The organism is Mycobacterium sp. ST-F2 (genome assembly GCF_001905655.1).
GTDB lineage: Bacteria > Actinomycetota > Actinomycetes > Mycobacteriales > Mycobacteriaceae > Mycobacterium.
The window spans coordinates 17,776-42,741 of record NZ_JMHT01000068.1 but is presented as its reverse complement, the minus strand read 5'-3'; the positions used below and the strand labels follow the sequence as shown (position 1 = coordinate 42,741).

Sequence of the window (24,966 nt, the reverse complement as noted above, 5' to 3'; positions counted from 1 at the left end):
GGGTTCTCATTGGCCGGACACGGCAATGAGCTGCGGTTACCCACGGGTAAAGTGGAGTGTCGCCGTATGGGCTGCTTAGGAGGAAGAACAAATGACTGATCGTGTGACGGTGGGAAATCTGCGGGTGGCCCGCGTACTGCACGACTTCATCACCAATGAGGCTCTGCCCGGCACCGGGGTCGATCCTGACAGCTTCTGGGCAGGGGTCGACAAGGTCATCACCGACCTGGGCCCGAAGAACCAGGACCTGCTGGCCCGCCGTGACGACCTGCAGGCGCAGATCGACAAGTGGCACCGCGCCCGCGTCATCGATCCCGTCGACACCGACGAGTTCAAGACCTCCTACCAGGAGTTCCTCTCCGAGATCGGCTACCTGCAGCCGGAACCGGCCGACTTCAGCATCACGACGTCGGGCGTCGACCCGGAGATCACCAGCACGTCGGGACCCCAGCTGGTGGTGCCGATCCTCAACGCCCGGTTCGCGCTCAACGCGGCCAACGCCCGCTGGGGCTCGCTGTACGACGCGCTGTACGGCACCGACGTCATCTCCGACGAGGGCGGCGCCGAGGCCGGCAAGGGTGGCTACAACAAGGTGCGCGGCGACAAGGTGATCGCCTACGCCCGCGGCTTCCTGGACCAGGCCGTCCCGCTGGCTGCCGGTTCGTGGGCCGACATCACCGGTCTGAAGATCGACGACGAGCACCAGCTGCAGGCAGAACTGGGCGACGGACTGTCGACCGGCCTCGCGAACCCCGAGGAGTTCGTCGGCTACACCGGCAAGCTCGGTGACTCGGCCTGGTCGGTGCTGCTGGTCCACCACGGCCTGCACATCGAGATCCTGGTCGACCCCTCGTCGCCGATCGGCTCGACCGACAAGGCCGGCATCAAGGACGTCGTGCTGGAGTCGGCGATCACCACGATCATGGACTTCGAGGACTCGGTCGCCGCCGTCGACGCCGACGACAAGGTGCTCGGCTACCGCAACTGGCTGGGCCTGAACAAGGGCGACCTGGCCGAAGAGGTCAGCAAGGGCGGCAAGACCTTCACCCGCACGCTGAACCCCGACCGCGTGTTCACCACGCCGGACGGCCAGGGCGAACTGACCCTCCCGGGCCGCAGCCTGCTGTTCGTGCGCAACGTCGGCCACCTGATGACCAACGACGCCATCGTCGACGCCGAGGGCAACGAAATCCCCGAGGGCATCCAGGACGCGCTGTTCACCGGCCTGATCGCCATGCACGGCCTGAAGTCCACCGAGGAGAACGGCGAGCTGACCAACAGCCGGACCGGCTCGGTGTACATCGTGAAGCCCAAGATGCACGGGCCCGACGAGGTCGGCTTCACCTGTGAGCTGTTCAGCCGCGTCGAGGACGTCCTCGGCCTGCCCGAGGCGACCCTGAAGGTCGGCATCATGGACGAGGAACGACGCACCACCGTCAACCTCAAGGCGTGCATCAAGGCCGCCGCCGACCGCGTGGTGTTCATCAACACCGGCTTCCTGGACCGCACCGGCGACGAGATCCACACCTCGATGGAGGCCGGTCCCATGGTCCGCAAGGGCGCCATGAAGACCCAGACCTGGATCAAGGCCTACGAGGACGCCAACGTCGACACCGGTCTGGCGTGCGGCCTGGCCGGCCGCGCCCAGATCGGCAAGGGCATGTGGGCCATGACCGACCTGATGGCCGACATGGTCGAACAGAAGATCGGTCAGCCCAAGGCCGGCGCCACCACCGCGTGGGTGCCCTCGCCCACCGGCGCGACCCTGCACGCCATGCACTACCACCAGGTCGACGTGCCCGAGGTCCAGAAGGAACTGGCCGGCAAGAAGCGCACCACGCTCACCGAGCTGCTGACCATCCCGCTGGCCAAGGAACTGGCCTGGGCGCCGGAGGAAATCCACGAGGAGATCGACAACAACTGCCAGTCGATCCTCGGCTACGTCGTCCGCTGGATCGACCAGGGCGTCGGTTGCTCCAAGGTGCCCGACATCCACAACATCGCCCTCATGGAGGACCGCGCGACGCTGCGCATCTCCAGCCAGCTGCTGGCCAACTGGCTGCGGCACGGCGTCATCACCTCCGACGACGTGAAGGCGAGCCTGCGCCGGATGGCGGCGGTGGTCGACGAGCAGAACGCCGGCGACTCCGCGTACCTGCCGATGGCGCCCGATCCGGAGAACAGCATCGCCTTCCAGGCCGCGCAGGAACTGATCCTGGAGGGTTGCGCGCAGCCCAACGGTTACACCGAGCCGATCCTGCATCGGCGCCGGCGGGAGTTCAAGGCCGCACACGCCGGTTCGTGAACGGTTAACTCCCCCATCACTGTTGATTAAAATTCGGCGGGCCCGCGGGAACACGGGTCCGCCGATTGCACGCCGACACCAGGAGCGGACACCAAATGGGTAGGCACAGAGCTCCCGACGACGACGAGTCACGCGACGACGAAGTATCCGAGCACGACGCGTTGTCGCCGGACATTCCGGAATCCGGCGATCCCGATTCCGGTGCACTGGGCTTCCGGGTGCCCGACGACTGGGCCGACAGGCACGGGATGCCGCCTGCCGCCGCCCCGCCCACCGGTGCCGGCGATCGCTACGAGACCGACGAACCCGACTCCGACTCTGGCGAGCCCGACTATTCGGACCAGCCCGACCTCACCGGGGTCGACAGCATCACCCAGGCGTTCCCCTCCGTGCCACGCCGGGCCTCGGTCCGCTCGCACGGCGGCGACTGGGAGGGTGGCGAATGGACCGGCAGCCACCGGGCCATCCAGACCAAGCGCCGCGGCGTCAGTGTCGGCGTCATCGTCGCCCTGGTGACCGTCGTGGTCGTCGTCGCGGCCGTGATCCTGTGGCGGTTCTTCGGCAGTGTGCTGTCCGACCGCAGCCGGGAAGCTTCGGCGCGGTGTGTGTCCGGCTCGGTCAGCGTGCCCGTGATGGCCGACCCGTCGATCTCCGATCAGCTCAGCGCCCTGGCCGGCAAGTACAACCAGACGGCCGCGCCCATCGGCGACAAGTGCGCCAAGGTCGAGGTCAAGGCGACCGATCCGTCCGCTGTCGTGGATGGTGTTGTCAACAAGTGGCCGTCGAACCTGGGCCCACGGCCCGCGCTGTGGGTTCCGGCGAGCTCGGTCTCGGCGGCCCGGCTGGTGGCCGGTGCCGGCGAGCAGGCCGTCAGCGGCGAGGCAAAGTCGCTGGCCACCTCGCCGGTGCTGCTGGCCGTCCGACCACAACTCAAAGATGCTCTGTCCCAACAGAATTGGGGCACCCTCCCCGCGCTTCAGACGACGCCGACGGCGCTCGACGGCCTGAGCCTGCCCGGCTGGGGCTCGCTGCGGCTGGCGCTGCCGACCGTCGACAACAGTGACGCGACCTACCTGGCGGCCGAGGCCGTCGCCTCCGCCGCGGCAGGTGGTGGGCCGGTCAACGCCGGCGCCGGCGCGGTGCACCGGCTGACGGCCGCGCAGCCGAAGCTCTCGGACCCCAAGTCCTCGACGGCACTGGATGCGCTGATCTCCGCGAGTGACCCGGCCACTGCGCCGGTGCACGCGGTTGTCACCACCGAGCAACAGCTCTACCAGCGGTCGCAACACACCGACGACGCCAAGGGCAAGCTGGCGGCCTGGCTGCCACCTGGCGCGCCAGCCGTCGCCGATTACCCGGCCGTGCTGCTCGCGGGTGAGGGCCTGTCGCACGAAGAGGTCGCCGCGGCCAGCGAATTCGAGCGCTTCCTGCGCAAGCCCGAACAGCTCGCCGAGCTGTCCAAGGCCGGCTTCCGCGTCAGCGGTGGCAATCCCCCGAAGAACGACGTGGTGAACCTCGGTTCACTGCCCGACGCCCTGGCGATCGGCGACACCGGCACGCGCGCCACGCTGGCCAACGCGGTGGGCGGCACGTCGAAGGGCGCCGCCGTGACGATCATGCTGGACCAGTCGATGCCGACTCCCGACGGCGCCAGGACCCGGCTGGGCAACGTGACCACCGCGCTGATGGACCGGCTCAAGGCGATGTCGCCGAACAGCGCCGTGGGGCTGTGGACCTTCGACGGCGTGTCCGGACGCTCCGAGATTCCGGTCGCCCCGTTGAGCGATCAAGCGCATTCGGCGCAGCTGATCGCGAATCTGAACAACCAGAGTTCGTCTGGCGGCGGGCACGTCTCGTTCACGACGCTGCGCATGCTGTATGGCGACGCGATGTCGAAATACGTGGAGGGGCAGGCCAACTCCATCCTGCTGATCACCTCGGGCCCGCACACCGACCAGTCGCTGGATGGTCAGGGGTTGCAGGACTACGTCAAGTCGGCGTTCGACCAGGGCCGTCCGGTGGCGATCAACGTGATCGACATCGGCTCGGACTCAGACCAATCGACATGGAGCGCGGTCGCTCAACTGACGGGCGGCACCTATCAGAACGTGCCCAACACGGCAGGTCAGGAGTTCACTGCCGCGCTGGCCGGAATGCTGGCTTAGACACCTACGCGGAGAGGCCACCGTGGTGACTGCGCACTCCAAATCGACGGCGGGCACAGCCGTGGGCTTGATCCGGATGTGGTGGCACCAGGACGACCATTACGACTGGATCATCGCCTTTCTGCGCGAACACAAGCTCATCCCGGCACTCCGCTTCATCCTGGTCGGCGGGAACGTGTCGCTGGTGGCAGTGTTTGTGGCGCTCACTGCCAGCAACGACGGTCTGCAAAGTCGAACTGCGACCGTCATCGCATACGTCACCGCCGCATGCGGAATCGCCGTATTGCTCATCTGGCTGGTGGGCGTGCCCAGCAAGCTCGGTTCTATCTGCTATGCCGCGATCTCAGCCGCATCTCTCGCCATCGCCAGCCTCCTGCAAACCAATCCACTGGTCGGGTTCATCATCGCTGCGGCGCTCACCACCACCACCGGTTACACCGGGTACTTGCACACGCCGCGCGTGATGCTCGCCAACCTCGTCTTCGCGGTGGCAGTGGCAGCAGTCGCGACCGTCAGACTGGGAGTCGCAGGCCACTGGATTCTGGCGTTGGGTGCCCTGTGGGTCGTCGCCGTCGTCAACATCGGCGGACCGCTGAGTGCCCAGGTCGTGGTGCACACCTTCGGTATCGACCTGTTACGGGCAGACCGTGACCCACTGACCGGACTGCTCAACCGGCGCGGCTTCAACAACGCGGTGCGCCAACTGTTCACCGCGCACCGCGGCGAGAACAATTACCTGGCCGTCATCATGATCGATCTGGACCGGTTCAAACTGCTCAACGACACCCACGGCCACGCCGTCGGCGACCAGGCGCTCGTCGCCGTCGCCGCCGCGCTACAGACACACACCGCGGCCAGGGCAGTCATTGCCCGGGCCGGCGGTGAGGAGTTCCTGGTGGCCGAGATCGCCCCGGTACCCGAACCCGTCGCGCTTGCCGAGGCTCTTCGCGAGGCGATCGCTGCCGGCCCCTACTCGACGACAGCCAGCGTCGGCACCGCGAGCATATCGCTGCGTCAGGTCGACAAGGACTCTGTGGAATCTGTTACCGCCCACCTGGCCAGTGCCGCCGACCTTGCGATGTATCAGGCAAAACGCGCCGGCGGCAATCAGATTCGCTGTGCCGAGCTCGATATCGAACGATCGTGACCCGGTAACCGCGCCGATTGATCACCGGTCCGCAGTGTCGTGCAGACTGCACAGCAGCCCGTCGACCCGATCGATCCGCTCGGGTCCGTCCGGCACCAGGCTGAGCACCCGGTCGGACAGTACCGCGACCAGACTCATCGCGACGGCATGGCTGTCGAATGCGCCGGGTGAGGTCATCGGGCACTCGATGAACCACGTCGCCCGGTGCGCCACGGTGCGCAGTTGCTCGTCGGCGATGACGGCGGTGGGCACGTTGTTCCCGCTCAGTACGTCGACAAGATCGCCGACGGCCGAACTGTGCCGCCGGAAGGACATGACGATGGCCAGGTCTTCCGGTCCGAGGTCGACGATGTCGTCGGCAGCGGACTGACCGGGCTGCGGGATGAGCGAGGTGTCGGGGCGAATCTGGGCCAGATTCATGCGCAACAGTGAAGCCATGCCGAAACTGTTGCGCTGCCCATGAATGACCACGCGCCGGGCGCGAGCGGCCTGACGGGCGATCTCGTCGACAATCGCCTCGTCGAGAGTCGCCAGGAGGCGGTTCAGGTTCGCCACATCCTGGGTGATCTGGGCGCTCAGACCAGGCGTTGCGGTAGACACCGGCACACCCGACTGACGCAGCGCGCGCAACTGCTCGCGCATGGCTTCGAAGTCCTGGTAGTCGAGCCGGCGGACCAGGCGGCTGAACGTCGCCTTCGAGACGTCCGCGAGCGCGGCCAGTTCCGTCGCGCGATACATGCCCAGGTCATCGAGATGTTCCATCAACGCATTCGCGGCGCGGCGCTCCTGTGGCGACAGGGTCGGATAGCTCCGCGAAATCCGTTCTTCGAGGGTGAGCTGGTTACCCATGTGCGGTTCAGCTGCCCTTGTACGTCGTGTAGGAGTACGTGCTGAGCAGCAGCGCGACGTGCGTGTGCCCGTCGACGAGCTCGACGTGAAGATCGACGCTCGGATAGAAGACCGGGCGGTCGAGGGCGGCCGACCAGGTCCCCGTCTGGAACGTCAGCCGATGCGGGCCGGCGACGAGGCCGGTCCACCGGGCCCGGCCGTCCGCATCCGTGAGTGTTTGCGGTGTCGGACCGTCCGGCGCGGTCAGCACGACGGTCATGCCGGCTGCGGGCGTGCCCTGCACAGCGTCGAGGACATGAGTGGAGAGCGTGACGGTCATCGGACGGCCCCGGCCAGTCGCAGCTTCGCAATCTCGCGGAGTTGGTCGATCGCCACCGCTTCTTCGTCATCCGGGCTCAGGGTCAGGCGCCGTTGCAGCTCGGCGAGGATCTCCGGCGCGCTGCGCCCCGCGGCCCTGATGAGGAAGACGCGGCCGAAGCGCGCCTCGTACGCCGCGTTGGCCGCGGCGAGCTGCTCGGTTATCTCAGCGTCGAGGTGCGGTTGTTCCGTGCGCGAGAGCGCGGCCTCGGTCGACGTCCCGCGCGCACGCTCACCGATTCGTGGATGGTGTGCCAGCGCCTTGTCGACGTCGGCGATACCCCACGAGCGCGCGGCCGTATCCGCCTGGTCGATCAGCTCTTGCACCGTGGCGAACGGACGTGCCCGCGCGATGGTGTCGATCCATTCCGGAACGTCGGCACAGGGTCGCAGCACGGCGACCACGTCGTCGAGCGGCGCGACGTTGAAGGTTCGTAGATCCACTCGCTGACAGTACCGTTCCAGTTTCGTTGTGAGATGAAACCAGCGTTTCCGCTTGTGAGCGTCGTGTTACATCTACAAATGCCGGAATGACGTCACAAAGCCGAAACACCAATGCCATCAGACCAGCGATGAAGAAACGTATGTTCCAAGAGTCTGAATGCCCACATTCCAGGAGAACCGATGGCCGGCGAAGATATCGTCCTGCGCGCGAATCAGTACGGTAAGGCGGAGTGCCGTCTTGTCCGAATCGTCCGTGACACGCCCGTACACCAGATCAAAGATCTCAACGTGACATCGCAACTGCGGGGCGACTTCACGGCCTGCCACACCGACGGCGACAACTCTCTGGTCGTGGCCACCGACACCCAGAAGAACACCGTCTACGCGTACGCCAAAGAAGTCGGCATCGAATCGCCCGAACAGTTCCTCATCGCCTTGGGCCAACATTTCCTGGCCGATTTCGAATGGCTGACCGGCGGCCGCTGGGAAGCCGAGGAGTATCTCTGGGACCGGATCGTCGTCGACGGCGCCGAGCACGACCATTCCTTCGTCCGGAACGGAAAATTCACGCGCACCACGGTTGTGCAGATGGACGGCGACAACACCTGGGTGGTCTCCGGGCTCAAGGATTGCATCGTGCTGAAGTCGACGGGGTCCGAGTTCCACGGATTCCCGCGGGACAAATACACCACGCTGGTCGAAACCGACGACCGGATCATGGCGACCTCGGTGACCGCGTGGTGGCGGTACACCTCCACCGATATCGACTTCAACGCACTGCACGCGCAGATCACCGACCTGGTGCTGTCCACGTTCGCCGGCGTCCACTCGTTGGCGCTGCAGCAGACGCTGTTCGCCATCGGCAAGGCCATCCTCGAGACGTTCGACGACGTCGCCGAGGTCAAGCTCTCGTGCCCGAACAAGCACCACTTCGTCGTCGATCTCAGCCCGTTCGGCCTGGAGAACCCCAACGAAGTGTTCTACGCCGCGGACCGGCCCTACGGCCTGATCCAGGCCACCATCGCCCGCGACGGCGCCCCCGACGCCCCGGCTGCCTGGGCGACCATTCCCGGCTTCTGCTGACTTCTCCCGATCGACGAGGTAGCAACATGAGCGACAAAGACATCGCCGCCGCGGCAGCCGGCCGGCCTGAAGACGAGATGCTGCCGCCTGCCAAGCTGCTGGGCTTCGGCACCCAGCACATCCTGTCCATGTTCGGTGGAGTCATCGCGGTGCCTTTCATCGTCGGCGGCGCCGCGCATCTGAGTCCGGCGCAAATCGGTGTACTGGTATCCAGCGCGCTGTTCGTCAGTGGGCTCGCCACCATTCTGCAGACGCTCGGTATTCCCTACATCGGAGCGAAACTGCCACTGGTACAGGGTATTTCGTTTGCGTCCGTGTCCACGATGGTGACCATCGTGGCGAACCACGGTGCCGGCACACAGGGCTTGCGCGTCGTGTTCGGCGCGGTGGTTGCGGCGGCCGCGTTCGGCTTCCTCATCGCGCCCGTGTTCTCGAAGCTGGTTCGCTACTTCCCGCCGGTCGTCACAGGATCGGTGATCACGGTCATCGGAATCTCGCTGATGCCCGCGGCGACAGGCTGGGTATCTGCTCAGAAGGATTCTGCTGCCGTCAGCTCCGTCGCCATGGCCGGTATCGGCCTGGCCCTGGTACTCGTGTTCAGCAAGACGCCCAAAGTCTCGCGGCTCGCCATCCTGCTGGCATTGATCGTCGGTACCGCGATCGCCGCCATCATGGGACAGACCACCTGGAAGGGTGCGGGCGCGGCCATCGTCGGCGTCCCGCATCCTTTTGCTTTCGGGCTGCCGGTGTTCGACGTCGCGGCGATCGTGTCGATGATCATCGTGATCCTCGTGATCATGGTCGAGACCACCGCCGATCTGCTCGCGGTCGGCGAGGTCGTGGGCACCACCGTCGACAACAAGCGCGTTGCCGCGGGTCTGCGAGCCGACATGCTGTCTTCGGCCCTGGCACCGGTGTTCAACTCGTTCCCGGCGAGCGCATTCGCCCAGAACGTCGGGCTGGTCTCCATCAGCGGGATCAAGAGCCGCTACGTCGTCGCCACGGGCGGCGCGATCCTGGCGGTCCTCGGCTTGTCACCGCTGCTGGCCGCCGTGGTGAACCTGCTTCCGCTCACGGTGCTCGGCGGCGTCGGCCTGGTCCTGTTCGGTTCGGTGACCGCCAGCGGAATCCGGGCCCTCGGCCGGGTTGATTACCGCAGTGGCAGCAACATCATCATCGTCGCGACCTCGGTCGGCTTCGGCCTGATCCCGCTGGCCCGGCCGCACTTCTGGGCCCACTTCCCGGCCTGGTGGCAGACCATATTCGATTCAGAGATCAGTGCCACGGCCATCGTGGCGTTCCTGCTCAACCTGGCCTTCAACGAGTTCCGGCCCGGTAGCCCGGAGGTGCCGCACCTGCTGGGTGCGGCACCTGCCGTCATGGTCGGTGAAGACCAAGCGAAGGTGCTGGGCTCCGGAGGCATGTTCAAGGCGGGCGAAACAGTGATGATCGTCCGGCCAGACAGCATTGCCCAGCACTAGCGCTAGGCGAAGGCCTCGATCGGCGGGCAGGAGCAGACGAGGTTGCGGTCGCCGAACGCGCCGTCGATACGACGGACCGGCGGCCACACCTTGGGCCGGAAGCCCCTGCCCAGCGGGTAGGCGGCATGTTCGCGGGTGTACGGGTGCTTCCACTCGTCGACCAGCAGGCACTCCGCGGTGTGCGGCGCGTTGCGCAACGGGTTGTCGTCGGCCGGCCACTCACCGGAGCCGACCTGGTCGATCTCGGCCTTGATCGCGATCATCGCGGCGATGAAGGCGTCGACTTCGGTGAGGCTCTCGCTCTCGGTGGGCTCGACCATCAGCGTGCCGGCCACCGGGAAGCTCATGGTCGGCGCGTGGAAACCGTAGTCCGCCAAGCGCTTTGCCACATCGTCGACGGTGACGCCGGTGGCCTTGGTGATGGCCCGCAGGTCCAGGATGCACTCGTGGGCGACCATGCCGTTCTCGCCGGTGTAGAGCACCGGGTAGTGCTCGTCGAGGCGGCGGGCGATGTAGTTGGCCGACGCGATCGCGGTCAGCGTCGCGGCCCGCAGACCCGCCGCGCCCATCATCCGGATGTACGCCCAGGTGATCGGCAGGATCGACGCCGAACCGTACGGCGCGGCCGAGACGACGGGCCGTGCGGCCCCATGGGCCTGAGCGTCGTCGGCGAGTTCGGCGGCCAGCGGGTGGCCGGGTAGGTACGGCGCGAGGTGCGAGCGCACCGCCACCGGGCCGACGCCCGGGCCGCCACCGCCGTGCGGGATGCAGAAGGTCTTGTGCAGGTTCAGGTGGCTGACGTCGCCGCCGAACTTGCCCGGGCGGGCCAGGCCGACGATCGCGTTCAGGTTGGCGCCGTCGACGTAGACCTGACCGCCTGCGTCGTGCACTGCGGCGCAGATGTCGGCGACGTCGTGCTCGTACACCCCGTGCGTGGACGGGTAGGTGATCATCAGCGCAGCGAGGTCGCCGGCGTGCTCGGCGATCTTGGCGCGCAGGTCATCCAGGTCGACGTCGCCGTTCTCGCGGCACGCGACGACGACGACCTTCATGCCGACCATGGCGGCCGACGCGGCGTTGGTGCCGTGGGCGCTGGACGGGATGAGGCAGATGTTGCGGCCGGCTTCGCCACGGGCCTCGTGGTAGGCACGGATGGCCAGCAGACCGGCGTACTCCCCCTGCGACCCGGCGTTGGGCTGCAGCGACACCGAGTCGTAGCCGGTGATGCTCACCAGCCAGGCCTGGACGTCGGCGATGAGCTTGCGCAGGCCCGGGGTGTCCGAGGCCGGGGCGAACGGATGTTGCCGCGCGAACTCGGTCCACGTGATGGGCTCCATCTCGGCGGCCGCGTTGAGCTTCATGGTGCACGAGCCCAGCGGGATCATGCTGCGGTCCAGCGCGATGTCCTTGTCGGCGAGCGCGCGCAGGTAGCGCATCATCTCGGTCTCGGTGCGGTACCGCGAGAACGCCGGGTGCGTCAGGAACTCCGAAATGCGGGTGTGGATTTCGGGGCCGTCCCAGTGGTGACCCCCGCGGGTCGCACCGAACGCGGCGAGCACCGCGTCGACGTGGTCGGCGGTGGTCGCCTCGTCGCACGACACCGAGATGTGGTCGGCGTCGACCAACCAGACGTTGATGCCGCGCTCCTTGGCGGCGGCCTGCACCTGCTCGGCCTTGCTGGGCACGCGAGCCAGGACGGTGTCGAAGAATCCGGAATGGACGACCTCGACGCCGGCCTCCTTCAGTCCCATGGCTACGGCGAGGGCGTGGCCGTGCACCCGGTGCGCGATGGCGGTCAGCCCGCGCGGCCCGTGGTAGCTGGCGTACATCGCGGCGATCACCGCGAGCAGCACCTGGGCGGTACAGATGTTGCTGGTGGCCCGGTCACGGCGGATGTGCTGTTCGCGGGTCTGCAGGCTCAACCGGTAGGCCTTGGCGCCGTCTGCGTCGACCGAGACGCCGACCAGCCGCCCCGGCAGCTGGCGGGCGTGCTTGCCGTGCACGGCCAGGTAACCGGCGTGCGGGCCACCGAATCCCATTGGCACACCGAAACGTTGGGTGGTGCCGAAGGCGACGTCGGCACCGATCTCACCGGGCGGGGTGACGAGCGTCAGCGCCAGCAGGTCCGCGCCGAGGGCGACCAGGGCGCCGCGCTCGTGGGCCTGCGCGATCAGCGCGGACCAGTCGTTGACCGCGCCACTGGCACCCGGCACCTGGGCGATGACGCCGAAGAACTCGCCCTCGGGCAGACCGTGGCGGAGATCGGCGGTGACGATCTCGATGTTCAGCGGTTCTGCGCGGGTCGCCAGCACCGCGGCGGTCTGCGGGTAGATGTCGGCGTCGACGGCGAGGCGGCGGCAGTCGCCCTTGACGGCGCGATGCATCAGCGTCATGGCCTCGGCCGCGGCAGTGGCCTCGTCGAGCATGGAGGCGTTGGCGATCTCCATGCCGGTCAGGTCGGTGACCATGGTCTGGAAGTTGAGCAGGGCCTCGAGGCGGCCCTGGCTGATCTCCGGCTGGTACGGCGTGTAGGCCGTGTACCACGCCGGGTTCTCGAGAATGTTGCGACGCAGCACGGCGGGGGTCAGGGTGTCGAAGTAGCCCTGACCGATCATCGACACCGCGACGGTGTTGGTCTCGGCCAGCGCCCGCAGCTCGGCCAGCGACTGCTCTTCGGAGGCCGGCGCCTTCAGCTCATCGAGTCCGGGGGCCAGGCCGGTGCTGGACAGGGCATCGAGAATCCCGGCGGGCAGGGCCTTGGCGGCCAGCTCTTCCAGGGAGTCCACGCCGATGACCTCGAGCATGGTGGCCACCGCGTCGGCATCCGGGCCGATGTGCCGGTCGACGAAGCGCAGCTGGTGGTGCTCGGCAGAGGAACGGGACGTGCTGTCGGTCATGACGGCCTCTCCAGACGTGAGGGGGTTCCCTCCCCCTCTGTCGTCTGTGCCTGAGAGATTCGGCCCGACGGTGGTCGGCCTTTCCCCATGGGCGGGCGAGTCACAGCTCGCCGCTTTCCAGAGGCATCGGGCTCCGGCGCGGTCCGGGGGCCTGAGAGGTTGATGGAGAGGTATTGCTCCTTCGGCGTCCATGGCTGGCGGCCACAGAACTCTCCCGCGTCGGGACGATGCGCGCGCCAGTCTACCGGTCGGTCACCTGGCGCCGGCAGCTAGCCGATCTTGCGGTCGCGCTGCTTGCGGCGCGACGCCAGCTCGTCCTCGGGTGCGGCAATGGACTCGCCGCCGTCGGCGCGCTCGCCCGGGAAGTCGGCGATGGCGCCGGTCAGCTCGCGCATGGCGCCCGAGACCGCGATGCCGAACACGCCCTGACCGCCTTGCAGCAGGTCGACGACCTCTTCGGCCGACGTGCACTCGTACACCGTGGTGCCGTCGGAGAACAGCGTGATGTTGGCCAGGTCGTGGACACCGCGCTGGCGCAGGTGGTCGACCGCGACGCGGATGTTGTGCAGCGAGATGCCGGTGTCGAGCAGGCGCTTGACGATCTTGAGGACCAAGATGTCCTTGAACGAGTACAGGCGCTGGCTGCCGGAGCCGGCGGCACCGCGGATCGACGGGACGACCAGCGACGTGCGGGCCCAGTAGTCCAGCTGGCGGTAGGTGATGCCGGCGATCTGGCAGGCGCTCGGCCCGCGGTAGCCGACCAGTTCGTCGGGAACAGACTCATCAGGGAACAGGCCTGCCTGCACCGGCACGGGAGCCGGCGTCGGGGCGGCCTGCTCGGGCGCGCCGCTGGTCGTCAGGTCCAACTGCTCTTGACGTGGCGTGTCATCGCCCACTGCCTGATCCTCTCGCCGATCGAACTAACCCTGCCTGGCGGCCACTGCTGCTCGGCGGGCATGTCCGCTGCTCGAATGTGTCGAGCATACGCTTCCCGCCGGGCCACTTCAGCCTGTCACCAGAACGAGGAAAGTATGTGGCGCGGATTCGTCGAATCCGCAAACGGCGCACCGAGTGTCGACGCGTGCTGACCTAACTGAGATGCATCCGTGACAACGGCCCGGCGGGACGGTGAGTCGGGGCCTACGTGGCCTTGAAATCGTCCGGAGAAATGCTGTCGAGGAACTCTTTGAACTTCTCGACCTCGTCCTCCCGCACGGCGCCGTCCGACGACTCCTCGTCGCTCTCATCGGGGATGAGCAGACCGGCTTCGGCCAGCACCGCCTCCTCGACGTAGATCGGCACGCCCATGCGCAGGGCGATGGCCACCGAGTCCGACGGCCGCGCCGACACCGTGATGTCGCGCTCGAACACCAGGTCGGCGTAGAAGGTGCCTTCCTGCAGGTCCACGATGCGCACTTCGCGCAGTGAATGACCAAGCGCGGCAATCAAATCCCGGATCAGGTCATGCGTCAGCGGACGCGCCGGGGAGACACCCTGCTGCTCCAGCGCGATGGCCGCAGCCTCGGACTGCCCGATCCAGATCGGCAGGTACCGGTCACCGTTGGATTCGCGGAGCAACAGCACGGGTTGGTTCTGTGGCTGCTCCACCCGAATGCCGACCACACGAACCTCGCCCATCTGCGTCTGCCCTCCGCAATCCGTGTGCCATCAACGAATTCGAGTCTAGTCCTCAGCGATCGAGAACGTCGCGCACAGCAGACTTGATCAGCGAGGTGTGCAGCGTGATGGCCAGAGCGGCGACTTCGCGGGCGAGTTCGTCGGCCCGGTCACGGGCGCCGGATTTGCCGATGGGGCCGGCGATCTGCGCGATCAGGTCCGACTGCCGGTCGGCCGCGGACCGGAAGGCCCGCAGGTGCCGTGGCTCGACGCCGTATTCGCCCAGAGCGTGGGCGCATTGCGCGATGACGACGGCATGTTCGTCGAAGAACCCGGCCGGGCCGGGAATGATGACGCCGCTCTTGACCAGCGCGGCGAGCAGGTCCGGTGTGATGCCGGAGCGCTGCAGCAGATCCTCGCGGCTGAGCCGCACCTGGGCGGGGGCGACATCGGCCTGATCACTGTCGAGATCCGGAACCAATTTCGGTACGCCGTAAGCGGATCCGTTCGACGGCAGCGCGCCGTCGGCCTGGGCATCCAGTTGGGCCTTGATGACCTTCAGCGGCAGGTACTGATCCCGCTGCGCCGACAGGATGAAGCGCAGCCGCGCGCAGTCATAGGCGGTGAAACGACGGTAGCCCGACCCAGTGCGTTCGGGCGTGACCAGACCCTGTTCCTCCAGGAACCGGATCTTGGAGATCGTCACATCCGGGAAGTCGGGTCGGAGCAGGTCGAAAACTGCTCCGATCGACATCCCGGCCACTGCACTGCGGTCGGGCTGCGTCATGGACTGACCGGAACGCTAACCAGCCGAGCTGTCGTCGGTCTTGGGGCCGGTCAGGAACACCAGGCGGAACTTTCCGATCTGGACCTCGTCCCCGTTGGCCAGCACCGCCGAGTCGACGGGCTCGCGGTTGACGTAGGTGCCGTTGAGGCTGCCCACGTCGACGACCTGGAACTCGCCGGACTCGAGCCGGAACTCGGCGTGCCGACGGCTCACCGTCACGTCGTCGAGGAAGATGTCGCTGTCGGGATGACGTCCCGCCGAGGTGCTCGGCTGATCCAGCAGGAATCGCGAGCCCGCATTCGGCCCGCGCTTGACCACCAGTAGGGCCGAGCCCACCGGCAGTCCTTCAACTCCGGAGACGGCACTGGTGCCGCTCGTCGAAGCCGGGGCGTCGAGCGCATTGAGGAAGTCCGCGCGGAAGACCGACGTGGTCTCCACCGTTGCCTCCTCGGAGCCGAAATCGGTCCCCGAACCGCTGTCGTTATCCGTCACGCGCTGCTCCTCTACTGGCTGCTGTGGCGCTCTCTTGCACGACCGGCCGGCAGTCCTGCCAGCAGTCATCGATGTCGCGTACGTCCCACTATTGACCGTACCGCGCGGCGCGGGCCGGTGTGCCCGCCACCGCCGGATCCGCCGAGCCGACTTTGGTGTCGCCGCGGCCGAACCGGACCGCAGCACCCTAACAAAGGGGTCAGTCGTCCAGGGTCGCCCGGTAGCCGTCCGCGTCGAGCAGGCCGGCAAGCTGGCTGTCCAGTTCGTCGGCGTCGGCAGCCAGTTCGATCAGCCAGCCGGCGTCGTACGGGTCGGAGTTGACCAGGTCGGGCGAGCCCTCCAGATCACCGTTGACCGCAACGATTTTCGCGGCGATCGGGGCGTAGAGCTCAGAGGTGGTCTTGGGCGATTCGACCTCACCGAACACATCGCCGGCGGCGACGGTGGTGCCGACCTCGGGCAGATCGACATAGACCACGTCACCGAGGGCGCCCTGCGCGAAATCGGTGATCCCGACGCGCACGGTGCCCTCACCGGTGCGGCGCACCCATTCGTGCTCGGTGGTGTACAGCAGATCGGCTGGCGTTTCGCTCACGACGCTCCTTGCGATTTCGGTGATTGTGTGTTGGTCGGTCAGTAACGATACGGCTCGACGATCAGGCCCGACGGCTACTTGACGGGCTGAGCGTACTGACGCGGTTTCGGTTGCCGCAGGGCCGTGACATCGATGGTGTCGGCCTGTTGCACGGTCATTGTGCCGCCAACCCGTTTGACGCTGTCCATCGCCCCGCCGGGGATGTTCATCGCCGCCGCCAACGTCGGCGGATCACCGATGACGAGAATGGAATAGGGCGGGTTCATGGTCACGTTGTCGACCACCAGCGCACCCGCGGTTCCGGTCACCCAGGTATCGACCCCGACCCGGACGGCGGTCCGCTGATCGCCCTGGCCGGATCTGATCTCCATGGCCTCGGCGCCGGCGGCGCGCAGCTCGTTGATGACGTCGAGCATGGTCTCCGGCGACACGCCGGGCGCGATGTCCTCGATGGTGATCGTGACGCCGGGGCCGGTGGCCGCGACGGTGCCGATCAGGATCGACAGCGCCCGCAACCGCGCCTGCGCGTTCTCGATGGCCGCCTGATCGTTGTTTCCCGACGCCTGCAGCGCCGACAGCGTCTTCTGCAGGTCGGCCACTTCGGTATTGAGAGCGGCTTCCCGCTGTTGCAGCGAGTCGAGCAGCACCAGCAGGTCGGCGGGCCGCGCGGTGTCCAGCGCATCACCCGATTCGGTCTGTCGCACCTGCGTCGCGATCGCCACGCCGAGCAGCACGCAGAGCAGGACGGCGAGCGCACCGAACATCAGCTGGGACCGGGTGCGCGGCAGCCGGGCCGGCACCCCGTCGGGTAGCTCGTGCCGGCCGTGCTGTTCGTCGTCAGTCATGGGGCGCCACCATCACGCCCCGAACAACCTGCGACGCAGCGCCGCCGCGTTGCCGAAGATCCGGATGCCCAGAACCACGATGATCGCCGTCGACAGCTGCGTGCCGACGCCGAGCTGATCACCCACGTAGACGATCACCGAGGCGACCAGGACGTTGAAGACGAACGAGATGACGAACACCTTGGCATCGAAGATGCGTTCCAGGTAGGCCCGCAGTCCCCCGAACACCGCGTCGAGCGCCGCGACGACGGCGATCGGCAGATAGGGCTGGACGGCTTCCGGCACGCTGGGGTGGAAGATCAACCCCAGCACGATGCCGACCACCAGTGCCGCGATACCGATCATGTGCGACTGCTCACTTTGGTCCGATCTCCTTGGCGAAGTTGACATCTCGTACCGACGCGGCCGACACCGTGAGCTTGTCCCGGGTCTGGACGCTGATCCCCACACCGTACGAACTGGCGAGCAGCGTCAGCCGCTGCATGGCCGGCGAGTGCTCGAAGACCTCCTGGATGGCATGCGGCGGGCCGATGGCGACGACCACGTAGGGGCTGGCCACCGGCTGATTGTCGACGAGGATGCCACCGCCTGCCTGCCGGATGGTCACGTTCGGGCCGATCCGCACACCGCCGACCGCCACCGCCTCGGCGCCCGCCGCCCACAGCGAGTTGACGGCGAGCTGCAGATCCCGGTCGAGGATGATCTGGGGGCTGCCGGCCACCCGCTGCTTGGACACGTCGGACAGGTTCGGGCTCCGCGGGGGTTCGGTGACGGTGACGGTGAGGCCGGGCCCGGTCACCGATGTCGCCCCGGCGCTGAACTCGGCCTGGTCGAGGGCCTCCAGCAGTTGACGGCCCTTCTCGTCGCCGGCCAGCCGGCTCCGGCGTGCGGCCTCCACCTGGCCGGCCAGCGCGTCCCGGGTGGCGGTGCTGTCGCGCGTGCGGGCTTCGGCGGTGCGCGCGTTCGCGGACAGGACGTGCTGGGTCTGGGTGGTGGCCGGGGCCATCGACACCGCGTGCTGCGCCGCCGTCACGAACACCACTGACACCGCCGCAACGCCGACCAGCAGCCAGGCGCCGTCGGCGAGCCGGGAGCCGGTGCGACCGGCACGGCGCTCGGCCGCGGCGGCGTAACCGGGGTCCAGATGGTCGGTGAGCAGCGACCGCAGCAGTGACGGCACGGGAATCCGGACCGGCTCGTCGGCGACGTGACTGTTGCGGCCCGCTTCCGGGCGGTAGCCGCCCAGTGCCCGGTCCCGGGGTGTCCCGGCTTCTGTCACGCCGCGGACCTCGCCACCGGCGGCAGCTCCCGCAGCACCATGGTCACCTGGATCAGGTACAGGACCGCGGACCACAGGTACATGGCCATGCCCCACACCAGGAACGCCCAGCCGCAGGCCAGCACCACCCGGCTCCACGCGTCCGGCCACTGCCCCAGCAGCACCAGCGGGAACCCGGACATCAACGCGAACGTCGCAGCCTTACCGATGTAGGTCACCGGCAGCGCGGTCAGACCGCGGCTGCGCACCAGTGGCAGGGTCGCGGCCAGCACCACGTCCCGGGCGATCAGGGTGAGCACGAACCACCACGGCACGACGTGTGCAATGGCCAGCGCGACCGGCACAACCAGCATGTAGATGCGGTCGACCAGCGGGTCCAGTAGCTCGCCCAGCCGCGACGACTGGTTCGCCACCAGCCGCGCGATCTTGCCGTCCGCCCAGTCGGAGAAGCCGCTGAACATCAGGATCGCGACGGCCCAGCCATTGGCATGCGCCGACAGCAGCAGGTACAGGAACACCGGGACCAGCAGCAACCGCAACGCGCTGAGCGCGTTGGGGATCGTCAGCACCCGGTCGCTCGATGCGGCGTCCGGGTTGGTGGTGCTCATGGGCTAAACCTAACGGAATACCCCGGGCAGGCTCAGTGCTGCCATCGTGTCGTCGGCCAGCGGGTTGTCGTGAATCATGTACGTCCACGTCGACGTCGGGCGGGCCAGCTTGGACAGATCCAGGCCGGGTTCGTCCTCGAGCACGTTGGCGGTCTCGAAGGTCTGCTGCGCGGCCTCGATGGCGTCGGCCGCCAGCGACGCGAACGCGTCGACGGCCATGCGGTGGAACTCGTCGAGCGGATCCTGGCGGCCCAGCGCGCGCAGGTGGATGCTCTCGCGGATGTCGGACAGGTAGGCCAGATGGTCGGCCCAGCCGCGGTCCAGGTGGTACAGCATGATCATCCGGCAGATCCGCTCGAGCTCGTCGTCACCGACCTGGTCCGCCAGTTCCTGGTACCGGTCCGGCGCCAGCTCCTTGAGTTCGTCGCGCGCGGTCGTGGTGCGCAGCAACGTCTCTCGGCGTTCGACGATGATCGCGCGCTGCTGCGCCGTCAGCTGGTTGTAGCGCCAGGTGTTGGCGTGCACGTCCAGCAGGCGGCCCTCGGCGACGCGCTGCGCGTGCTCCAGCATCGAGCCGGCCTTGTCGCTGATGATCCGGCCATCTTCGTCGGTCTGCATCGGCAGCTTCTCGGGTTCCAGGTGCGAGACGACGACGTCGTCCTCCCAGCTGGAGAAGAACACCGACGATCCCGGGTCGCCCTGGCGACCGGCGCGGCCACGCAACTGGTTGTCGAGGCGTTCGGTGTGGTGCCGGCCGGTGCCGATGACGTGCAGGCCGCCGAGCTCGGCGACCCGCTTCTTGTCGGCGGACTGGTCGCTTACGTCGGATCCGCCGAGGCGGATGTCGGTGCCACGGCCGGCCATCTGCGTGGAGACGGTGACGGTGGCGAGCTTGCCGGCCTCGGCGATGACGGCGGCCTCTTCCTCGTCGTTCTTGGCGTTCAGCACCACGGCCGGCACCCCGGCCTTGACCAGTTTGGCGTGCAGCTCTTCGGATTCGGCGACATCGCGGGTACCGACGAGCACCGGCTGGCCGGTCTCGTGGATCTTCTGGATGTGCTCGATGATGGCCTGGTTCTTGGCGGCCGCCGTGATGTAGACGCGGTCGGTCTCGTCTTCGCGGATGTTCGGCGTGTTCGGCGGGATCGGCGACACCCCCAGCCGGTAGAACTGGCGCAGCTGCTCACCGGCGGCCAGCGCGGTACCGGTCATGCCGCACACCGTCGGGTAGCGGCCGATGAGGGCCTGCACGGTGATGGTGTCGAGGACCTCGCCCGTCTCGGTGGTCTCGATGCCTTCCTTGGCCTCGACGGCGGCCTGCAGGCCGTCCGGCCAGCGCTGCAGCGACGCGATGCGGCCGCGGGAGGCGTTGATGAGGTGAACGGCGTTGTCCCGCACGATGTAATGCACGTCGCGCTGCAGCAGGACGTGCGCGTGGAGGGCCACGTTGACCTCGGTCAGCGTCGTGCCGATGTGTTCCTCTGAGTAGAGGTCGATACCGCCGAGGGCCTTCTCCAGCTTGCGCGCGCCCGCATCGGTGAGGTGGACGTTGCGGCGGTCGGCGTCGGTGTCGTAGTACTGCAGCGAGTCGTCCACGCGGTTCTCCGAGGTCATCTCGCCGACCAGCCGGATGATCTCCAACCGCGGCGTCTCGCGGTGGGTGGTGCCGGCCAGCACCAGCGGCACCAGCGCCTCGTCGACCAGCACGGAGTCGGCCTCGTCGATCAGGGCGACGTCGGGCCGCGGCGACACCAGGTCGTCGACATGGGTGACCAGCTGGTCGCGCAGCACGTCGAACCCGATCTCGTTGACCGAGGCGTAGGTGACGTCGCACTCGTAGGCGGCGCGCCGTTCGTCGGCCGTCGACTCGGCGGTGATCCAACCGACCGTCAGGCCCATCGCCGCCAGCAGCGGTCCCATCCATTCGGCGTCGCGGCGGGCCAGGTAGTCGTTGACCGAGATGACGTGCACGTGCCGTCCGGCCAGCGCGTAGCCGGCGGCGGCGATGGCGCCGGCCAGGGTCTTGCCTTCACCGGTGGCCATCTCGACCACGTCGCCGGCCATCATGCGCAGGGCCCCGAGCAGCTGTACATCAAAAGGCCGGAGTCCGGTCGTCCTTTCCGCCGCCTCGCGGGCGATGGCCAGGAACTGCGGGATGTCGGCGGCGTCGGCGAGGTCGGACAGTTCCAGGAGCTTGGCGGCCTTGGTGATCTGCTCGTCGTCCAGCCCCGCGGCCTTGTCATCGAATTCCGCGGACGCGCGAACCTGATCCATGGACCGGTTCTGGTTCTTGTCAGTGGAAGCACCGAGCAGCTTCCAGAACTTGCTGCTCAGCCGGCCGGATTTCGCGGTGCTGGTTTTCGCCACAGGTCAAAGGTACCGGGCCGGTCCGGCGCCGCCATATGCGTGTCCACATGCATCAGTGACGGATTCATGACGGTCTGTGCCCGTCGTCGCGCGGGCCCCCGAGGCGCACGGGTACCTTGCGGGGATGGATTTGTTCACCCCGACCCTCGACTGGGGCAGTGAGCTCACGACGTCGCTGTGGTGGATCGCCAAAGCCTGGCTGATCGCAGCGGTCTCGACCCTGGTGGTGCTCGTCGCCATCGGCCGGTTCACCGTCTGGGGGCGGCAGTTCTGGCGCATCACCGGCGGCTACTTCGTCGGCCGCGCGAGTATCAAGGTGTGGCTGTGGCTGGCGGTGCTGCTGTTGTCGGTGATCACCGGCGTTCGGCTCACCGTGCTTTTCAGTTATCAGAGCAACGACCTGATGACCAGCTTCCAGGTGGTGGCCTCCGGCCTGGCGGGTCATGACCAGGCGGTGAAAGACTCCGGCGCGCACGGGTTCTGGATGTCGATCGGCATCTTCTCGCTGCTGGCCACGCTGCACGTCGGGCGCATCATGCTCGACCTGTTCATGACGCAGCGGTTCATCCTGAGGTGGCGCGCGTGGCTGACGGATCAGCTCACCGGCGACTGGCTCGATGGCAAGGCCTACTACCGGTCGCGGTTCATCGACGACACCATCGACAACCCGGACCAGCGCATCCAGAGCGACGTCGACATCTTCACCGCCGGCGTGGGTCCACTGCCGAACACGCCCAACAACATGACCACCTCGACGCTGCTGTTCGGCGCCATCAACGCCATCGCCTCGATGCTTTCGTTCACCGCGATTCTGTGGAACCTGTCGGGTCCCCTGACCATCGCCGGCTTCACCCTCGACAAGGCGATGTTCTGGGTCGGCATCGGGTATGTGGTGATCGCGTCGATCGTCACGTTCTGGATCGGCCGCCCGATCATCTGGCTGTCGTTCGACAACGAACGCTTCAACGCGGCGTTCCGTTACGCGCTCGTGCGGATGCGCGACGCCGCCGAGGCCGTCGCCTTCTACCACGGTGAGCTCGCCGAGCGGACAGGTCTGCGGCGGCTGTTCGCACCGGTCGTCGACAACTACAAGCGCTACGTGAACCGGATGATCGGCCTCAACGGCTGGAACCTGTCGATGAGCCAGATCATCGTGCCGCTGCCGTATGTGTTGCAGTTCCCGCGCTTCCTCGCCGGCGAGATCAAGCTCGGCGACATGAACCAGACCGCGTCGGCGTTCGGCAGCATCCAGGACGGTCTGTCCTTCTTCCGCAACGTGTACGACCAGTTCGCCGGGTACCGCGCTGCCATCATCCGTCTGTACGGCCTGGTCACGGCCAACGACGCGGCGCGGCACCTGCCCGAGCTCGCCACCGAGGACTGCCCCGACGACACCATCACGCTGGAGAAGGTCACGGTGAGCACACCGGACGGCCGCGAACTCATCGCACCGCTGGATCTGTGCCTGTACCCCGGCGAGGCGCTGGTGATCACCGGGCCGTCCGGTGCCGGCAAGACCACCTTGTTGCGCAGCCTGGCCAAGCTGTGGCCCTTCTGTCACGGCGCCATGCACTTCCCGATGGACGAGAACGAGACGCTGTTCCTGTCCCAGCTGCCCTATGTGCCGCTGGGCGATCTGCGCACCGTGGTGTCCTACCCGCGCAAGTCCGGGGACTACACCGACGCCGAGTTGCAGGAGGTCCTCGCCAAGGTCGCGCTGCCGCATCTGGCCGGCCGCCTCGACGAGGTCGACGACTGGGCCAAGGTGCTCTCCCCCGGCGAGCAGCAGCGCGTCGCGTTCGCCCGCGTGCTGCTGACCCGACCGAAGGCCCTGTTCTTCGACGAGTCCACCTCGGCTCTCGACGAAGGCCTGGAAATGATGCTGTACCAACTGGTTCGGACGGAGCTGCCCGACACCACCGTGGTCAGCGTCAGCCACCGCAGCACCGTCGAGCAGCACCACCAGCAGGAGCTGGAACTGCTGGGCGATGGCCAGTGGCGGCTCACCCGCATCGAGGACCAGGACGGCGAACCCGCCCGGGTCTGATCACCGTGCGGCGGCGTGCTTTCCGGCTCGCCGGCCGAAGAACGAGCCTTCACCCAACTGGGTGCCGCTGGCATAGCCCTTGCCGTCCTGCGCGATGTTCGACGCGCAGGCGCCCGCCGCGTACAGCCCCGGCACCGCGGTGCCGTCTGCGCGCAGCACCTGGCCGTCGATGCTGACCGACAGGCCGCCCATGGTGAATCCGGAGTACAGGGCCCGGCCCAGCGACAGGTCGAACGCCGCCCACGGCCCATTGTCCTGCGCCGCAACATAATCCGGCTGCTTGTGGAAGTCCGGGTCCCCGCCGGCTGCCGCGTTGGCGTTGTAGCGCTCCAGCGTCGCGGCCAGGTTCCCGGCCGGAATGCCCAGCGCCTCTTCCATTTCCGCGATGGTCTCCCAGCCGTCGATGAACCGGATCAGCGGCATCGCCGGCATCTCGGTGTGCGCCTCGTCGACGATGAGGTAGGCCACCTGGTCGGGCTGCTCGAGCACGAAAGCCGACGTGCGCGAGTGGTAGGAGTCCTCGTTGACGAACCGCCGGCCGTCTTTGTTGACGATGACGCCGGTCAGCAGGATTTCCGGCGGGTAGCAGGCGGCGGTGATGAACAGCTGGTCCAGGTTCTTGGCGACGCCGCCAGCGGACACGCCGAGCTTGATGCCCAGCCCGTCGTCGTTCGGGTTGCCCAGGATGTAGGGCTCAACTTCGCCGTGGTGCTTGGTCTTTCGCTTCTGGCCGAGCGCCGGCGTGTGCTCGGCCACCATTTCCGGATTCATCGCGAAGCCGCCCGCGGCGATGATCACCGCACCGGCCTTGACCGCACCCGTGACGCCGAAGTTCTTCCAGCGGACGCCGGCCACAGCGCCGTTTTCGTCCACCACCAGGTTGGTCGCACCGGTCTCGTAGCGCATCTCGACGCCGAGTTCGTCGGCGCGCTTCAGCAGCAGCTTGATCACCATGTCGGCGCCGCCGAGTTCGCCCGGCACCGGGACCGAATGCCCGCGGGGCGCGGCCTTGGCCTGCTCGCAGAACGGCCACACCTTCTCGTTGCCGGTGTAGGACAGACCCTCGGTGCCCGGCGGCACCACGACCTTGCCCGGGTAGTAGCTGCGTTCGAACTGAAAGCCCAAGTCCTCCAACCAGTTGAAGTGCTCGACGCTGCCGTCGCAGTAGGCGCGGATCTTGTCGTGTTCGGGGTCGTGCGCGACGGCGACCAGGTACTTGTACATCTCGTCGGCGGTGTCGTCGTGGCCGGTGGCCTGCTGCACCGCGGTGCCGCCGCCGAGGTAGAAGTGGCCGCCGGCCATGGACGTGGTGCCGCCCGCGGCGGCCGCCTTCTCCAGCACCAGGACCTTGGCCCCGGCAGCGGCGGCACTGACCGCGGCGCAGCCACCGGCGATGCCGAAGCCGATCACGACCACGTCGGCCTCGTCGGACCATTCGGCGATGTCGGCGGCGTTGACGGTCTCGGGAACAGTGTGCATCGTCTCTCCGGTTTCGGGTGGGGTCCGGGCGGCGGTCAGCGGGCCAACCTGGACACGTGTCTGATCAGTGATCGACTAGACAATAACGCCGAGACACGAGCATTGCTAGAACGTGTTCTAGT

The 24,966-nt window shown here is 67.4% G+C and carries 21 protein-coding genes and 1 riboswitch; of the genes, 6 read left to right on the top strand and 15 right to left on the bottom strand.

Annotation, left to right across the window (positions count from 1 at the left end; genetic code table 11):
- The first annotated feature begins 91 nt into the window (after positions 1–91).
- The 3 genes from EB75_RS22540 to EB75_RS22530 all read left to right on the top strand — a co-directional run bounded on the left by EB75_RS22540 (position 92) and on the right by EB75_RS22530 (position 5,617).
- Positions 92–2,305 (top strand): malate synthase G, encoded by a 2,214-nt coding sequence (locus tag EB75_RS22540; protein ID WP_073697489.1) that lies wholly within the window; start codon positions 92–94, stop codon positions 2,303–2,305.
- 95 nt (positions 2,306–2,400) lie between these two features.
- Positions 2,401–4,470 (top strand): substrate-binding domain-containing protein, encoded by a 2,070-nt coding sequence (locus tag EB75_RS22535; protein ID WP_073697488.1) that lies wholly within the window; start codon positions 2,401–2,403, stop codon positions 4,468–4,470.
- Between the two features lie 25 nt (positions 4,471–4,495).
- Positions 4,496–5,617: a GGDEF domain-containing protein gene (locus tag EB75_RS22530; RefSeq protein WP_142239765.1), complete on the top strand. Its 1,122-nt coding sequence runs from the start codon at positions 4,496–4,498 to the stop codon at positions 5,615–5,617.
- 21 nt (positions 5,618–5,638) lie between these two features.
- On the opposite strand, the gene EB75_RS22525 is transcribed toward EB75_RS22530, so the two are convergent.
- Genes EB75_RS22525 through uraD form a run of 3 tightly spaced genes read right to left on the bottom strand, consistent with a single transcriptional unit; the run spans position 5,639 to position 7,267 of the window.
- Positions 5,639–6,466: a MurR/RpiR family transcriptional regulator gene (locus tag EB75_RS22525; RefSeq protein WP_073697487.1), complete on the bottom strand. Its 828-nt coding sequence runs from the start codon at positions 6,464–6,466 to the stop codon at positions 5,639–5,641.
- A 7-nt stretch (positions 6,467–6,473) separates the two neighbouring features.
- Positions 6,474–6,785: a hydroxyisourate hydrolase gene (locus EB75_RS22520; RefSeq protein WP_073697486.1), complete on the bottom strand. Its 312-nt coding sequence runs from the start codon at positions 6,783–6,785 to the stop codon at positions 6,474–6,476.
- On the bottom strand, positions 6,782–7,267 hold the full coding sequence (gene uraD / locus EB75_RS22515) for a 2-oxo-4-hydroxy-4-carboxy-5-ureidoimidazoline decarboxylase (RefSeq protein ID WP_073697485.1): 486 nt from the start codon (positions 7,265–7,267) through the stop codon (positions 6,782–6,784). The genes EB75_RS22520 and uraD overlap by 4 nt, the downstream gene beginning before the upstream one ends.
- 180 nt (positions 7,268–7,447) lie before the next feature.
- Between uraD and pucL the strand changes: the two genes are divergently transcribed.
- Positions 7,448–8,350 (top strand): factor-independent urate hydroxylase, encoded by a 903-nt coding sequence (gene pucL / locus EB75_RS22510; RefSeq protein WP_073697484.1) that lies wholly within the window; start codon positions 7,448–7,450, stop codon positions 8,348–8,350.
- A 26-nt stretch (positions 8,351–8,376) separates the two neighbouring features.
- Positions 8,377–9,831: a nucleobase:cation symporter-2 family protein gene (locus EB75_RS22505; protein ID WP_073697483.1), complete on the top strand. Its 1,455-nt coding sequence runs from the start codon at positions 8,377–8,379 to the stop codon at positions 9,829–9,831.
- Between the two features lie 2 nt (positions 9,832–9,833).
- Here the strand turns inward: EB75_RS22505 and gcvP are convergent, their stop codons facing one another.
- From gcvP to secA2, 11 genes are all read right to left on the bottom strand, one after another.
- A complete protein-coding gene (gcvP, locus tag EB75_RS22500; RefSeq protein WP_073697482.1) occupies positions 9,834–12,728 on the bottom strand; it encodes an aminomethyl-transferring glycine dehydrogenase in 2,895 nt (964 codons plus the stop codon).
- A 129-nt stretch (positions 12,729–12,857) separates the two neighbouring features.
- Positions 12,858–12,955, bottom strand: a riboswitch (glycine riboswitch).
- Between the two features lie 42 nt (positions 12,956–12,997).
- Positions 12,998–13,624, bottom strand: a complete 627-nt coding sequence (locus tag EB75_RS22495; protein ID WP_073697481.1) for a MerR family transcriptional regulator — start codon at positions 13,622–13,624, stop codon at positions 12,998–13,000.
- 244 nt (positions 13,625–13,868) lie between these two features.
- Positions 13,869–14,366, bottom strand: a complete 498-nt coding sequence (locus EB75_RS22490) for a bifunctional nuclease family protein (RefSeq protein WP_073697480.1) — start codon at positions 14,364–14,366, stop codon at positions 13,869–13,871.
- Between the two features lie 52 nt (positions 14,367–14,418).
- Positions 14,419–15,132, bottom strand: coding sequence for a transcriptional regulator FtsR (ftsR, locus tag EB75_RS22485; protein ID WP_073697479.1), 714 nt, complete (start codon positions 15,130–15,132; stop codon positions 14,419–14,421).
- Between the two features lie 15 nt (positions 15,133–15,147).
- The gene (gene garA, locus EB75_RS22480) at positions 15,148–15,624 is read right to left on the bottom strand and encodes a glycogen accumulation regulator GarA (RefSeq protein WP_073697478.1); all 477 of its coding nucleotides are present in this window, start codon (positions 15,622–15,624) and stop codon (positions 15,148–15,150) included.
- A 199-nt stretch (positions 15,625–15,823) separates the two neighbouring features.
- On the bottom strand, positions 15,824–16,219 hold the full coding sequence (gene gcvH / locus EB75_RS22475) for a glycine cleavage system protein GcvH (protein WP_073697477.1): 396 nt from the start codon (positions 16,217–16,219) through the stop codon (positions 15,824–15,826).
- Positions 16,220–16,293: 74 nt separating this feature from the next.
- Positions 16,294–17,064, bottom strand: coding sequence for a DUF881 domain-containing protein (locus tag EB75_RS22470; RefSeq protein ID WP_073697476.1), 771 nt, complete (start codon positions 17,062–17,064; stop codon positions 16,294–16,296).
- A 12-nt stretch (positions 17,065–17,076) separates the two neighbouring features.
- Positions 17,077–17,409, bottom strand: a complete 333-nt coding sequence (locus EB75_RS22465) for a small basic family protein (RefSeq protein ID WP_073697475.1) — start codon at positions 17,407–17,409, stop codon at positions 17,077–17,079.
- 10 nt (positions 17,410–17,419) lie between these two features.
- The gene (locus tag EB75_RS22460) at positions 17,420–18,343 is read right to left on the bottom strand and encodes a DUF881 domain-containing protein (RefSeq protein ID WP_073697474.1); all 924 of its coding nucleotides are present in this window, start codon (positions 18,341–18,343) and stop codon (positions 17,420–17,422) included.
- Complete coding sequence (locus tag EB75_RS22455) at positions 18,340–18,951, bottom strand: CDP-alcohol phosphatidyltransferase family protein (RefSeq protein WP_073697473.1); 612 nt, start codon at positions 18,949–18,951, stop codon at positions 18,340–18,342. Before EB75_RS22455 ends, EB75_RS22460 begins: the two co-directional genes overlap by 4 nt.
- Positions 18,952–18,960: 9 nt before the next feature.
- The gene (secA2, locus tag EB75_RS22450) at positions 18,961–21,318 is read right to left on the bottom strand and encodes an accessory Sec system translocase SecA2 (RefSeq protein WP_073697472.1); all 2,358 of its coding nucleotides are present in this window, start codon (positions 21,316–21,318) and stop codon (positions 18,961–18,963) included.
- A gap of 124 nt (positions 21,319–21,442) precedes the next feature.
- On the opposite strand from secA2, the gene EB75_RS22445 reads away from it, so the two are divergent.
- Complete coding sequence (locus EB75_RS22445) at positions 21,443–23,365, top strand: ABC transporter ATP-binding protein/permease (RefSeq protein ID WP_073697516.1); 1,923 nt, start codon at positions 21,443–21,445, stop codon at positions 23,363–23,365.
- Here EB75_RS22445 and EB75_RS22440 read toward each other — a convergent pair whose 3' ends face one another.
- Positions 23,366–24,844 (bottom strand): FAD-binding protein, encoded by a 1,479-nt coding sequence (locus EB75_RS22440; RefSeq protein WP_073697471.1) that lies wholly within the window; start codon positions 24,842–24,844, stop codon positions 23,366–23,368.
- Positions 24,845–24,966: the final 122 nt, after the last annotated feature.